The sequence below is a fragment of the Primorskyibacter aestuariivivens genome (assembly GCF_028023675.1).
GTDB lineage: Bacteria > Pseudomonadota > Alphaproteobacteria > Rhodobacterales > Rhodobacteraceae > Marinovum > Marinovum aestuariivivens.
In genome coordinates this window covers 91,790-104,590 of sequence record NZ_JAQIOZ010000003.1, presented here as the reverse complement: position 1 = coordinate 104,590, position 12,801 = coordinate 91,790, and the positions used below count along the sequence as shown (strand labels likewise).

Here is a 12,801-nt window from a genome sequence, read left to right as displayed (position 1 = left end):
CTCAGCGGGCGGGGGCGCCCCGGAGTTACATCGAGTTCGCCGAGATCAGCTCAAGCGCCCGGGCACGCAGCCCCGTGCCATCAAGGCCCTTGTCATCCATTTCCTTGACCCAGCTGTCAATCGTGCCGGATGCGGCCTCTTTCCATTCGGCGACCTGATCCTCGGTGAGCGTGATCACGTTGTTGCCCAGATCCAGCGCCGCCTCGCGCGAGGGGGCATCGTAATCCTGCATGACCTTGCCCATCCAGCCCGAGGTCTCGATGCCGGAATTGGCGTCGATCACGGCCTTGAGGTCATCGGGCAGCGCGTCATACTTGGCCTTGTTCATGCCAAAGATGAAGGCCGTGGTGTAGAGCGCCTCGCCATCGCCGAACTCGGTATGGTTGCTCACCAGTTCGGGCACTTTCAATGCGCCGGTCACCTCCCACGGGATCACCGTGGCGTCGATCACACCCTTGGACAGCGCCTCGGGCACCGCAGGCACCGGCATGCCAACCGCCGTCGCGCCCAGCGAGGACAGCATCTGGTTGGTGATCCGGGTGGGCGCGCGCAGTTTTACGCCGTTGAGATCCGACACTTCGGTGATCGGATCGGAGGAATGGATGATCCCGGGGCCGTGCACATGCAGGGCGATTGGGTGGAAATCCTTGAAATCCGTGTCCATCATCGTCTCTTCCGCCAGCGTCCAGAAGGCTTTGGACATGGCTTCGGCGTCGGTCATGGTGAAGGGCAGCTCAAACACTTCGAGCCGCGGGAACCGTCCGGGCGTATATCCCGCCACGGTCCATGTGATATCGGCCACGCCATCAATGACCTGGTCGATCAGTTCCGGCGGCTTGCCGCCCAGCGACATGGCATGGAACAACTGAATGTCGATCCGGCCATCGCTTTCCGCTTCGACCTTTTCGGCCCAGACCTTGAGGATATGGGTCGGCACATTGGCCTGTTCCGGCAGGAAGGAATGCATGCGCAGGGTCACATCCGCCGCCATGGCCGCAGATGCACTCAGCACCGTGGCCAGCGCGGTGCCGCCCAGTGCTTTCATGAGGGTTCGTTTGTTGATCATTGATACCTCCCGTTGATCAATCCTGTTGTTTTTTGAGACTTTCGGCCATGTCGGCACAATTGGCAAACCGGAATCGCCGGGCTGACACGAATTCGGCACCCCTGGACCGTCACAAAGCAAACAGGGGCACCAAAGCGGCGCCCCTGTCCTGCCATGTTGCGACCATCGCGGTGATGGATCAGACGCGGCCTTTCCACGGCACCAGCCAATTCTCGAGCTTGCGCATGCCGACGTCGATCATGAAGCCGATCACCCCGATCAGGATGATGCCGACGATCACGATATCGGTGAGCTGGAATTTTGACGCCACAACGATCATCTTGCCAAGGCCCACCTCGGCCGCGACCAGTTCCGCCGCAACCACCGTGCCCCAGCACACCCCCATGGCCACGCGGGCTCCGGTAAAGATTTCCGGCAGGGAGTTGGGCACGATGACCTTGGTCAGGATCTGCCACTTGGACGCGCCCAGCGAATAGGCCGCGTGCACCTTGGTAATGGCCACACCGGACACGCCCGCACGCGCCGCGATGATCATGATCCAGAGTGCGGCCAGGAACAGCAGGATCACCTTGGACAATTCGCCAATGCCAAACCAGATGATCATCAGCGGGATCAATGCCAGTGGCGGCACCGGGCGCATGAACTCGACGATCGGATCAAACCAGCCACGTGACCAGTTGGTCAGGCCCATGGCATAACCAATGGGTATCCCGATCAGGGCGCCAAAGAGAAAGCCCAACAGGACCCGCTGCAACGAATAGCGCGTGTGCTCCCAAAGCGTGAAGTTCTGGTAGCCTTCCTTGTTGAGCCGGACAAATCGTTCCAGAACCACCTCGGGTGCGGGCAGGTAGAGGCGTGCCATGCGCAGGCCTACGGCGGGAGCAAAGGTCGGTGTGCCCTTGTCCGTGATCCCGATGGTGCCCTCGGGCACCTCCACATAATCCCCCGGAGAGACTGGTGCCCCGTTGATATGGGTCACGACCGAGCCGTCCTTTTTTGACACATCGTCGTTTTTCCAGACATTGAGCACCTTGAAGCCGTAACGCGCCACGGTGTCGCTGTCATTCTTGGCAAAGCCCTCGCCCGGCTCCACCTCAACCGCCTCGGGCGCGCGACCGGGATTGCCCTCGGCATCAACGGTCTGCTGAATGTCTTCGGGATAGACGAGCATTGTCACCGTCGCGTCATCCGTACTGCCATCGGGCAAGGTCGCCGTATAGGTGAATTCCATCTGCCCCTGATACGGCCCGGGCAGTTTGGGCAGCGGAATGACCGAGTTGGTAAAGGCGACCCAGAGCCAGAATACCGTTACCACCGAGAGGACCGATGCGATGCGGTTGGCAACGACCGCGCTTTCATCGCCGAAGGTAACGGTCTTGAGCTTGTTGAACCCCTTGCGGGCAAAGGCCCCTTGCAACAGGCGCGACAATACGAAGTAAGAGCCAAAGAACGCGCCCACATAGAGCGCCAGAACGAGAAATCCGGTCATGCCTGCTCCTCCGCCCGGCCCATGATTTCTTCTTCCATGTTCCAGATCATTTCGAGAATTTCTTCGCGGGTGCTGTTGTAATCGGGGTGTTTCTTGACCTCTCGCAGGTCATTGCCCACGCCCAGATCGGCAAAGGGCAGCCGGTATTCCTTGTGCACCCGGCCCGGGCGCGGTGCCATCACAAGCAGGCGTTCCCCCAAAAGCAATGCCTCTTCCACCGAGTGGGTGATCAGGATGATGGTCTTGCCCGTCTCCTTCCACAGGTCCAGCACAAGGCTCTGCATCTTTTCGCGGGTCAGCGCGTCGAGCGCCCCCAGCGGCTCGTCCATCAGGATCACGTCTGGGTCATTGGCGAGGCAGCGGGCCAGCGCCACACGCTGCTGCATGCCGCCCGACAGCTCGTAGATCGCCTTTTCCTTGAAATCCTGAAGCCCGACGACCTCAAGCAGATGCTCCACCTTTTCGCGGCTCTGCGAACGGCTCACGCCCTTCATGTCCGGGCCAAATCTGACATTGTCGCGAACATTCATCCATTCGAACAACGCACCTTGCTGAAACACCATGCCGCGTTCGGCATCGGGCCCCTTGACCTCGTGATCGCCCAACATGACGCGCCCCTGGGTCGGGGCAAGAAACCCGGCCACGATGTTCAGAAGCGTGGTCTTGCCACAGCCAGACGGCCCCAGCACGGACATCAGTTCACCCGATTTGATATCGAGCGTCACGTTCTTGAGCGCCTGAACATGCCCGCCATTCGGCAGGTCAAAACGCATGGAAATATCGTCGATCAACAGACCTGACACAGGGTAACCCCTTTTCTTGTTGTCACGTGGTCATTCCGGCAGGCTTCGGGTGCCTCGCCCCGGCCCATGCCGCGAAGGGGACCGGGCGCAGACCCCGCGCCCGGTCCCAAAGGTCGCTTACTGGGATGCAGTTGTCAGCGGACCCGTGTTGACGTTGTCAGCATAAGAGGCCTTGGCCGCGTCGATGGAGCCGGATTCCACAAAGACATCAGCCACGCCTTTCATGAATTCCTGTGCGCCACCGCCCAGCCATTTTGCCGAAAGCTGGTCCGCCACATTGGGGAAGACAAAGGTTGCCATGGTCGAGGCGGTGTCTTCTTCGGACATCCCCGCGTCCTCGGCGATTACCGGCAGCATTTCGGCGTGATTGGCTTCATCCGCCCACATGGCATTGGCCTCTGCCGTCACCTTGAGGAATGCCGCAACCATGTCGCTGTTTTCCGCCACAAAGGAGGTCGGACCGGAGGTCACGTCGAAGACGAGGATGCCGAGCTCTTCTTTCTCTGCCCCGGTCAGCAGCGTGTTGCCGCTTTCCTTCATGCGACGCAGCGCACCGCCCCAGCCACAGGCCATGTCAACCGCGCCCTGTGCCAGTGCGGCCTGACCTTCGGCGGGTGCCATGTCAACAATGGTCAGGCTGTCCAGCGCCACGCCGAAATGGTCCATCTGCTTGAGGAAGCCGTAATGCGCAGCAGTGCCCAGCGGCACGGCCACTTTCTTGCCCGCCAGTTCATCGGCGCTGTCCTTGTCGATCTCGAGCTCGGCGCGCACGACACAGTTGTCGTTGTCCGAATAAGACACGGCCACGTCGAGGATCTGGAGGTCCTGCCCGGCCGAGGTTGCCACGACGAAGGGCGGCACACCCTGGCTGACCGACAGTTGCACATCGCCCGAGGCCATGGCCGCCGACATCGCGGTGCCGGTGTCAAAGCTGACCCATGTCACCGGCGCGCCCAGCGCTTCGTCATAGGTGCCCATCTGCTTGGCGTATTGGAACGGCATCGGCCATTCGAGGAAATAGCCCACGGTGATGCCTTCGCCATGACCTGCGGCCAGTGCGGATTGCGCGCCTGCCAGCATGGCAACAGAGGCCACTGCCCCGGTGAGGAGGTGTTTCGTCTTCATCATGTACTCCCATGTTGTGCGCCGGATGTCCGGTCGCTTTTTATTGGTTCTTGACGACCATGGCCGTCGCTACCCGGAGGTACTGCCGGGCATCAGGGCAATCGGAACGGAAATCGCCGCGCCGATCAACGAAAAACTTCGGGCTCGGCGCGGAAAATGTCCAGACAACCGTCGCCCGGACTTTAGAAATTTGGGCAAGAGAACAAATGGTTACTGAAATCGCGCGGTGCGGCGCGAGGAATTTTTCGAAATTCTGGACCTAGCAACGCCAGGCAACTGGCCCTATCCGACGCCAAAATTTAGGGCTTTGAGTAATCATGGTAGACTCAGCAGCACACCAGACAGTTGCTGGGCCCTTCGTGATTTCACACAGGTTTGGGAGTGAGGCATATGGACGGCTCGTTTTATGAGAATGACATCAGCAGGGTTGTCGAAGCTGACAAAGCCCATGTCTGGCATCACCTGAGCCAGCACAAACCCTATGAGACCAGCGATCCCCGCATTATCGTCGAGGGCAAGGGCATTCATGTCTGGGACCAGCACGGCACCCAGATGCTCGACGCGGTGTCGGGCGGTGTCTGGACCGTGAATGTGGGCTATGGCCGCGAACGTATTGCGGATGCGGTGCGGGAACAACTGGTCAAGCTGAACTATTTCGCAGGCTCCGCGGGGTCGATTCCCGGTGCAATCTTTGCCGAACGGTTGATGGAAAAAATGCCCGGCATGACCCGGCTATATTACTGCAACTCCGGCTCCGAGGCGAATGAGAAAGCCTTCAAGATGGTCCGTCAGATCGCGCATAAGCGGTTCGGCGGCAAAAAGCACAAGGTGCTCTATCGCGACCGCGACTATCACGGCACCACCATCACCGCGCTGAGCGCCGGGGGCCAGGACGAGCGCGGCGCGCAATACGGCCCCTTCACGCCCGGTTTCGTGCGCGTGCCCCATTGTCTTGAGTATCGCAAACACGAACAGGACGGTGCGCCGGTCGAAAACTACGGTCTCTGGGCCGCCGAGCAGATCGAAGAGGTGATCCTGCGCGAGGGGCCCGACACGGTGGGCGCGCTCTGCCTTGAGCCGGTGACCGCCGGTGGCGGTGTCATCACCCCGCCCGAAGGCTATTGGCAAAAGGTGCAGGAGATCTGCCGCAAATACGATATTCTGCTGCATATCGACGAAGTGGTCTGTGGCGTGGGCCGGACCGGCGAATGGTTTGGTTACCAGCATTACGGCATCCAGCCCGACATGGTCACCATGGCCAAGGGCGTGGCCTCGGGCTATGCGGCGATTGCCTGTCTTGTGACCACCGAAGACGTGTTCGACAAGTTCAAGGACGATGCCAGCGATCCGATGAACTATTTCCGCGACATCTCGACTTTTGGCGGCTGCACCGCCGGTCCGGCGGCGGCGATGGAGAACATGAGCATCATCGAAGAAGAAAACCTGCTCGCCAACACCACCGCCATGGGTGAGTATATGCTCGACCAGATGCGTGCGCTGATGGACCGCCACGCGGTAATTGGCGATGTGCGCGGCAAGGGTCTGTTCCTGGGGGCCGAGTTGGTCGCCGACCGCGTGAGCCGCGACCCGGCGGCGGAAGCGCTGGTGCAGGCGGTTGTCGCCGATTGCGGCAAGCAGGGCGTGATCATCGGCGCCACCAACCGCTCGCTGCCCGGTCGCAACAACACGCTGTGCTTCAGCCCGGCGCTGATCGCGACCAAGGACAATATCGACGAGATCATTTCGGCAGTCGATGGCGCATTGGGCCGGGTGTTCGGGTCCTGAAACGGATCGGGCCGGCGTTGCGCGCCCGCCCGCCTTAAGTCCAGATTGCATTCCCCATAGGTCCAGCGTAGCGTCTGGGCCATGGCAATCCCTGTCGAATCCTTCTTTCTTGACCCCAACAGCGAAGGCACGCTGCAAACCCGCATCCAGCAGATGATCGCCCAAGGCATCCTGTCGGGGCGGTTTCAGCGCGGGGAAAAGCTGCCTTCGACACGGAAACTCGCGGCCCATCTGGGGGTCAGCCGAATCACCGTGACGCTGGCCTATACCGAGCTGCAGTCGAACGATTACCTGTCCTCGCGCGGGCGCTCGGGCTTTTTTGTCTCGGAGAACGCCCCCGAACCGCCGAGTTTCGCGCCGCAACAGCACATCGAAGACAGTGTGGACTGGTCCCGAGCGCTGGGCCAGCGCTTTGCCAATCAGGCCGAAGCGCTCAAGCCGCTGGACTGGGACCGCTACAAATATCCGCTGATCTATGGGCAGACCGATCCGTCGCTGTTTGACCATGCCAACTGGCGACTGTGTGCGCTCAGGGCGCTGGGGGCGCGGGATTTCAACGCGCTGACCTCTGACTACTACGACCAGGACGACCCGCAGCTGGTGTCCTTTATCGCGCGCCACACCCTGCCCCGGCGGGGCATTCAGGCGCGGCCCGAGGAAATCCTTGTCACGCTGGGCGCGCAGAACGCGCTTTGGCTGACGGCGCAGGTGCTTCTGACCCAGCGGCGCAAGGCCGCGATTGAAGAGCCCTGTTACCCGTCCCTGCGCGACGTGCTCACACAGGCGCGATGCCATCTGGCCAGCGTGCCAGTCGATGACGAAGGGCTGGACCCCGCCGCGCTGCCCGAGGACACGGATGTGATCTTTGCCACGCCCAGCCACCACAGCCCCACTTCGGCCACGATGCAACTGGACCGGCGGCACGCGCTATTGCGGCGGGCACGGGAGCTGGACGCGCTGATTGTCGAGGATGATTACGAATTCGAAATGTCCCATATCGCGCGGCCCCAGCCGGCTCTGAAATCTCTCGATCGCGAGGGGCGGGTGATCTATGTCGGCTCTTTCTCGAAATCGCTCTTTCCGGGGCTGCGGCTTGGCTATCTGGTGGGGTCCGAGCCGTTCATCCGCGAGGCCCGCGCCCTGCGGGCCAGTGTGCTGCGCCATCCGCCGGGCCATGTGCAGCGCACGGTGGCGCATTTCCTCAGCCTTGGTCATTACGACGCGCTGATGCGGCGGACGGCGGCGGCGCTGCACCGGCGACGGCAGGAGATGGAGAGCGCCGTTGCGCGCTGCGGACTTCAGGTGGCCGGGCAGATTCATTCAGGCGGCTCTGCCTTCTGGATGCGGGCCCCGGACGGGGTGGACACGCGGATTCTGGCAGAACGGCTGCGCGAGCAAAGCGTGCTGATCGAGCCGGGGCATTCGTTTTTCGCGGGGCCGGATCAACCCGTCGAATACTACCGTCTTGGCTATTCCTCGATCCCGTCCTCGCGCGTCGTCGAGGGTATCGCGCGGGTGGCGCGGGCCATCCGGGAGATGGCGTAACCCGGTGCTATTTCCGCCAATGGGTCGGCACGATGATCAGCGCCCCGATGGAGGAGGCGATGGCGTTCAGACCCGGCGACGAAAACCCGATCCCGAACATGATCCGCACGAAATAAAACAGGAATGCCCCGCCCACGCAGATGATGATGCTCTGCACATAGCCATTATGGGTAAAGCCAGATTTTTCAGAGGCGTAGCCGATGATGCCCGCGATCACGACCGTGCCGATCAGTACCGGAAACATGGGGCCTATCCTCCCAGAATGCTGCCCTTGGGCAGGGCCATGCCCCGCAGGAACGTCGCAGCATCCTGCGCGCCTTTGCCCGCCCGCTGCAAGGTCAAAAGCCGCACCGCGCCCGTACCGCAGGCCACGGTCAGCGCATCATCAAGCACCTCGCCGGGCGCGCCCTGTCCCTCGGTCAGTTCAGACATCAGGCATTTCACCCGCGTCTCGCCGGTCATGGTCCATGCGCCGGGAAAGGGCGACAGCCCCCTGATTTGCCGGTCTACCTCGTCCGCAGGGCGGGTCCAGTCAATCGCGGCCTCGGATTTGTCGATCTTGGCGGCGTAGGTCACGCCATCCTCGGGCTGCGCCTCTGGCGCAAGCTGGTCGAGACGCTCCAGCGCATCAACGATCAGCCGCGCGCCCATCTCCGACAATCTGTCATGCAGGATGGCGGTGGTGTCCCGGCCCGTGATCTCCGTCACCTCTCGCAAAAGCACGGGACCGGTGTCCAGTCCGGCTTCCATCTGCATGATGCAAACGCCTGTCTCTGTGTCCCCCGCCATGATCGCGCGGTGGATGGGCGCAGCCCCCCGCCAGCGCGGCAAGAGCGAGGCGTGGATGTTCAGGCAGCCATGGGTAGGCGCGTCCAGCACCGGTTTCGGCAGTATCAACCCATAGGCCACGACCACGGCGAGATCAGCTTGCAATTCGGCAAACGCTGCCTGTTCCTCGGCCCCTTTAAGCGACACGGGGTGGCGCACCTCCAGCCCCAGCGCCTCGGCGCGGGCATGCACCGGTGTCGGGCGGTCCTTCTTGCCCCGGCCCGCCGGGCGGGGCGGCTGGCAATAGACGGCGGCAATCTCATGGCCCGCGACATGCAGTGCGTCGAGCACCGGGACCGAGAAATCCGGCGTGCCCATGAAGATCACTCTCATGACGATGTCCTCTTATGCTTTCCGGGCCTTGCGCAGCAGCATGTCGCGCTTGACCTTGCTCAGCCGGTCAAAATACATCCGCCCGTTCAGGTGGTCGATCTGGTGCTGGACCGAGGTGGCCCAGAGACCCACCAGGTCCTTTTCCTCCGCCTCACCTGTCTCATTGAGAAACCGTACCGTCACGGCACGGGGACGTTTGATCTTCGCCGACACGCCCGGCAGATTGGGGCTGGCCTCTTCATGCTCGCGCAGCTGCACCGAGGCATGCAGGATTTCCGGATTGGCCATGCGGATGACCTTGCCCCGCTCTTCCGAAGCGTCCACCACGGCCAGCCGCACCATCTCGCCCAGTTGCGTTGCCGCAAGACCCACGCCGGGCATCGCCTCCATCACCTCGACCATCTCGTCCCAGAGCGCGCGATGGTCGTCGGTCACGGCCTCCACCGGGGCGGCCACGCTGCGCAGGCGTTTATCCGGCCAAGGGATCACTTTGCGCGTCATGCACGTCTCCGAAGTGTCAGGTATTGGGCTTCCAATGCTTCAGCGGCGTCGGGGGCCAAATGATCAAAGATCACGCGGCCATCCAGATGGTCCAGCTCATGCTGGGCGCATTTCGCCTCGGCGCCGGTCAATGCGCGTTCCTGTACCTCACCATTCAGGTCAGTGAAACGCAGCGTGATCTCCGCCGGGCGCTGCACCTCGGCCGCCACGCCGGCAATCGACAGGCACGCCTCTTCACCGCCCGCCAGCGCCTCGGAGGCCGCGACGATCTCGGGGTTGATACAGGCGAGTGAGGTCATGTCCCCATCCTTCCATCCCGCATCCATCACGAAAAGCCGCACAGGCACACCCACCTGCGGCGCGGCCAACCCACGGCCCGGCGCGTCATACATGGTCTCGAACATGTCCGCGACCAAGCCGGTCACATCGTCTGTCACCGGGTCGCAGACCCGTTTCAACACCGGGTCGGGCCAAGCCCGGATCGGCAAGACCGCCATCAGGCGCGGGCCCGCTCGCGTTTGAGCTTTTGCATCTTGCGCGTGATCATCTGGCGTTTGAGCGGCTTGAGATAATCGATGAACAGCTTGCCGTTCAGGTGGTCGATCTCGTGCTGCACGCAGGTCGCCCAAAGCCCGCCAAAGTCGCGCTCCTGCAGGGTGCCGTCCCGGTCCAGCCAGCGCACCGTGACCTCCTTGGGGCGGGTCACATCCGCATATTGATCGGGGATCGACAAACAGCCCTCTTCATAGGTGTTCAGATCGTCCGAGCTTGCGATGACCTCGGGGTTGAACATGGCGATGGGTTTTGGCTCTGCCGCCTCGTCCTTTTCGCAATCCAGCACGATCAGCCGGTCCAGAACGCCGACCTGCGGCGCGGCAAGGCCGATGCCCGGCGCGGCATACATGGTTTCCAGCATGTCATCGGCCAGCGCGCGCAATTCGTCCGTGATGTCGGGGACGGGAGCGCAGGTCTTTTTCAGCCTCGGATCGGGGTGAATGAGAATAGGGCGTTTCATGGGAGGGGATTTAGGACAGGACGGGCGAAAGCGCAACGGCTATGCCCCGCGCAAGACCGCGCCGGGGTTCATGATGCCCTGCGGGTCCAAGGCGGTCTTGATGGCCCGCATCGCGGCGAGCTTCGCCGGATCGCAATAACGCTCCAGATCGCCCGTCTTGAGCCGCCCGATCCCATGCTCGGCACTGACCGAGCCCCCCATTTCGTGGGTGAGGTCATGCACCGCGCGTTTGATGGCCTCGCGTTGGTGCTCATGGTCGGCACGGGTCTTTCCGGGGGCTGGAAACACGTTGTAATGCAGGTTGCCATCCCCCAGATGGCCGAAACAGTTGATGCGGAAATCACCGATCCGGGCAATCACGTCGGGCCCCTTCTCGATGAACTCAGGGATCGCGCCAAGAGGCAGGGAAATGTCGTGCGACGAGACCGAGCCGATCCTCCGGTTGGCCTCGGGGATATGTTCGCGGATCGACCAGAAATCGCTACGCTGCGTTTCGGATTGGGCGATCAGCCCGTCACTTGCCAACCCCTGTTCCAATGCCTCAGCAAAGATCGCCTCAAGCGTCCCGGCGGGGTCATCATTCCGCCCCATGCCCAGTTCGATCAGCACGCACCAGTCGGGAGGCGTCGCAAAGGGCTGGCGGATCTCCGGCAAGGTCTCGGACAGGAAATCCAGCCCCTGCCGGTGGATCAGCTCAAAGGCGCTGACCGTCTCGCCCGCGATATCGCGCGCCAAAGCCAACAGCGTCAGCGCGGCGGCGGGGCTGTGCACCACGATCATCGCGGTGCCGCGCGTGGCTGGACGGGGCGACAGCCGCAGACTTGCGGCGGTGATCACGCCCAGCGTCCCCTCAGCCCCCATCAACAGGTGCTTTAGGTCATAGCCGGTATTGTCCTTGCGCAGCCGCTTCAGCCCGTTCCAGACCGTGCCATCCGGCAAGACAGCCTCAAGCCCCAGACAGAGATCGCGCGCATTGCCATAGCGGAGCACATTCACCCCGCCCGCATTGGTGGACAGGCAGCCACCGATCCGCGCGGTGCCCTCGGACGCCAATGACAATGGAAAGAGCCGCCCGGTCTCTTCTGCCGCCTGCTGCACATCGGCAAGGGTGGCTCCGGCCTCGGCGATCAGCACGTTTTCCTCTGGATAGACAGCCCGGACACGGTTCATCCGCTCCAGCGACAGGATCAGCGGGGCGGGCCCGTCCGGCATGACCTGACCGCCCACCAGCCCGGTGCCACCGCCATAGGGGATCACGCCCACGCGCGCCGCCTTGGCCGCGCGGAGGATTCCGGCGACCTGATCTGTGTCTTGCGGCAGGGCCACAAGCCCCCCCTGCCCCACATAGCGCCCGCGCGGTTCTTCGAGATAACGCGGTTCAGCGGGGCGCAGCGCGCCTTTGGGCAGCTGCGCGGCCAATGTCTCGGCGAATGCCTGATCCGCCGGGGTCAGTTGGGTCATGTCATTCCTCGTCGCGCAGCCAGCTTGGGCGCAGGATGACGACTGTCGGGCGGCGGGGCAAGGTGGCAAGGCTTATCTCGATGGACGAGCCGCCGGGGCGCTGGATGTCGAATTGCTCCTGCATGCCAGCCACGAACCGCTCCAGCCCGAAATCAGAGAACCAGTGCATCGGGATGATGACAGAGCTTTTGAGCCTTTGCAGCACCCGGATCATCGCATCCTGTGACATGGTAAAGCCGCCATCCACCGGTGCCATAACCACATCCAGCCGCCCCAGCGCCGCATATTGCATATCGTCCGGTTCGTGATGCAGATGGCCCAGATGCCCGATGCAAAGCCCGCCGACCTCGAACACAAAGATCGAATTACCCTTGATCTCTAGCCCCCGGCCCGAGCGGATATCGGTAGAGACATTGCGCACGACCATTTCGCCAAGATCAAGGTAATGCTCGATCCCCGCGCCAAACTCCTCGCCCCAGCCTTGCAGCACATGCGGAATGGCCGGGTCAGGGAACGGCGTCCAATGGGTGTCATGCGCGTGGTTCATGGTGACCACATCGGGGACCATTTCCGTATTGCCGAAAAACCCGGTGAAATCGGTGATCGCGTTCAACCCACCGGGGGTGTGCAGCAGAAACGAGGCATGGGCGATGTAATGCAGTCGCACGGTATAATCATCCGGCAGGGGCGCATTCCAACTGGCCTTGTGCAGGTATTCCATCCCCGGCGCGGCATCGGCCACGGCAATGCAGTGGGACGGGCGGCGGTCCTGTGCGCTGGCGGTGGTTGCAATGAACATCAGGGCAAAAAGCAAACGGATCATCCGACGTGTCCTCCTGTTGATAGCAGA

General features: G+C 62.4%; 13 protein-coding genes. 2 read left to right on the top strand and 11 right to left on the bottom strand.

What is annotated here, in order from left to right; genetic code table 11:
• Positions 1–25: 25 nt before the first annotated feature.
• From PGB28_RS02625 to PGB28_RS02610, 4 genes are all read right to left on the bottom strand, one after another.
• Positions 26–1,066, bottom strand: coding sequence for a TRAP transporter substrate-binding protein (locus PGB28_RS02625; RefSeq protein ID WP_271419929.1), 1,041 nt, complete (start codon positions 1,064–1,066; stop codon positions 26–28).
• Between the two features lie 178 nt (positions 1,067–1,244).
• Complete coding sequence (locus PGB28_RS02620) at positions 1,245–2,555, bottom strand: ABC transporter permease (RefSeq protein WP_271419928.1); 1,311 nt, start codon at positions 2,553–2,555, stop codon at positions 1,245–1,247.
• Complete coding sequence (locus PGB28_RS02615; protein ID WP_271419927.1) at positions 2,552–3,358, bottom strand: taurine ABC transporter ATP-binding protein; 807 nt, start codon at positions 3,356–3,358, stop codon at positions 2,552–2,554. Before PGB28_RS02615 ends, PGB28_RS02620 begins: the two co-directional genes overlap by 4 nt.
• A 117-nt stretch (positions 3,359–3,475) precedes the next feature.
• Positions 3,476–4,483 carry a taurine ABC transporter substrate-binding protein gene (locus PGB28_RS02610; protein WP_408636203.1) on the bottom strand — a complete coding sequence of 336 codons (1,008 nt, stop codon included), beginning with the start codon at positions 4,481–4,483 and terminating at the stop codon, positions 3,476–3,478.
• A 390-nt stretch (positions 4,484–4,873) separates the two neighbouring features.
• Here PGB28_RS02610 and PGB28_RS02605 point away from each other — a divergent pair, with 390 nt between their 5' ends.
• Entirely contained in the window at positions 4,874–6,268 is a 1,395-nt protein-coding gene (locus PGB28_RS02605; protein ID WP_271419925.1) for an aminotransferase family protein, read from the top strand.
• An 81-nt stretch (positions 6,269–6,349) separates the two neighbouring features.
• The gene (pdxR, locus tag PGB28_RS02600; protein WP_271419924.1) at positions 6,350–7,813 is read left to right on the top strand and encodes a MocR-like pyridoxine biosynthesis transcription factor PdxR; all 1,464 of its coding nucleotides are present in this window, start codon (positions 6,350–6,352) and stop codon (positions 7,811–7,813) included.
• A gap of 7 nt (positions 7,814–7,820) precedes the next feature.
• Here pdxR and PGB28_RS02595 read toward each other — a convergent pair whose 3' ends face one another.
• From PGB28_RS02595 to PGB28_RS02565, 7 genes are read right to left on the bottom strand one after another with little or no spacing between them, the layout of a single operon-like run.
• Complete coding sequence (locus PGB28_RS02595; RefSeq protein WP_271419923.1) at positions 7,821–8,057, bottom strand: hypothetical protein; 237 nt, start codon at positions 8,055–8,057, stop codon at positions 7,821–7,823.
• Positions 8,058–8,062: 5 nt separating this feature from the next.
• The gene (gene fmt, locus PGB28_RS02590) at positions 8,063–8,974 is read right to left on the bottom strand and encodes a methionyl-tRNA formyltransferase (RefSeq protein WP_271419922.1); all 912 of its coding nucleotides are present in this window, start codon (positions 8,972–8,974) and stop codon (positions 8,063–8,065) included.
• Positions 8,975–8,986: 12 nt separating this feature from the next.
• Entirely contained in the window at positions 8,987–9,475 is a 489-nt protein-coding gene (gene def / locus PGB28_RS02585) for a peptide deformylase (protein ID WP_271419921.1), read from the bottom strand.
• Positions 9,472–9,972, bottom strand: a complete 501-nt coding sequence (gene def / locus PGB28_RS02580; RefSeq protein ID WP_271419920.1) for a peptide deformylase — start codon at positions 9,970–9,972, stop codon at positions 9,472–9,474. The genes def (PGB28_RS02585) and def (PGB28_RS02580) overlap by 4 nt, the downstream gene beginning before the upstream one ends.
• Positions 9,972–10,490, bottom strand: coding sequence for a peptide deformylase (gene def, locus PGB28_RS02575; RefSeq protein WP_271419919.1), 519 nt, complete (start codon positions 10,488–10,490; stop codon positions 9,972–9,974). The genes def (PGB28_RS02580) and def (PGB28_RS02575) overlap by 1 nt, the downstream gene beginning before the upstream one ends.
• A gap of 39 nt (positions 10,491–10,529) precedes the next feature.
• Entirely contained in the window at positions 10,530–11,951 is a 1,422-nt protein-coding gene (locus PGB28_RS02570; protein ID WP_271419918.1) for an FAD-binding oxidoreductase, read from the bottom strand.
• A gap of 1 nt (position 11,952) precedes the next feature.
• Complete coding sequence (locus tag PGB28_RS02565) at positions 11,953–12,774, bottom strand: MBL fold metallo-hydrolase (protein WP_271419917.1); 822 nt, start codon at positions 12,772–12,774, stop codon at positions 11,953–11,955.
• Between the last annotated feature and the right edge of the window lie 27 nt (positions 12,775–12,801).

Bases quoted from the DNA above. Each gene is read 5' to 3' on its own strand.
- PGB28_RS02605 (WP_271419925.1), top strand. From the start codon at position 4,874: ATGGACGGCTCGTTTTATGAGAATGACATCAGCAGGGTTGTCGAAGCT.
- PGB28_RS02565 (WP_271419917.1), bottom strand. From the start codon at position 12,774: ATGATCCGTTTGCTTTTTGCCCTGATGTTCATTGCAACCACCGCCAGC.
- PGB28_RS02610 (WP_408636203.1), bottom strand. From the start codon at position 4,483: ATGAAGACGAAACACCTCCTCACCGGGGCAGTGGCCTCTGTTGCCATG.
- PGB28_RS02595 (WP_271419923.1), bottom strand. From the start codon at position 8,057: ATGTTTCCGGTACTGATCGGCACGGTCGTGATCGCGGGCATCATCGGC.
- PGB28_RS02620 (WP_271419928.1), bottom strand. From the start codon at position 2,555: ATGACCGGATTTCTCGTTCTGGCGCTCTATGTGGGCGCGTTCTTTGGC.
- PGB28_RS02625 (WP_271419929.1), bottom strand. From the start codon at position 1,066: ATGATCAACAAACGAACCCTCATGAAAGCACTGGGCGGCACCGCGCTG.
- pdxR (WP_271419924.1), top strand. From the start codon at position 6,350: ATGGCAATCCCTGTCGAATCCTTCTTTCTTGACCCCAACAGCGAAGGC.
- def (WP_271419920.1), bottom strand. From the start codon at position 9,972: ATGGCGGTCTTGCCGATCCGGGCTTGGCCCGACCCGGTGTTGAAACGG.
- def (WP_271419919.1), bottom strand. From the start codon at position 10,490: ATGAAACGCCCTATTCTCATTCACCCCGATCCGAGGCTGAAAAAGACC.
- def (WP_271419921.1), bottom strand. From the start codon at position 9,475: ATGACGCGCAAAGTGATCCCTTGGCCGGATAAACGCCTGCGCAGCGTG.
- fmt (WP_271419922.1), bottom strand. From the start codon at position 8,974: ATGAGAGTGATCTTCATGGGCACGCCGGATTTCTCGGTCCCGGTGCTC.
- PGB28_RS02570 (WP_271419918.1), bottom strand. From the start codon at position 11,951: ATGACCCAACTGACCCCGGCGGATCAGGCATTCGCCGAGACATTGGCC.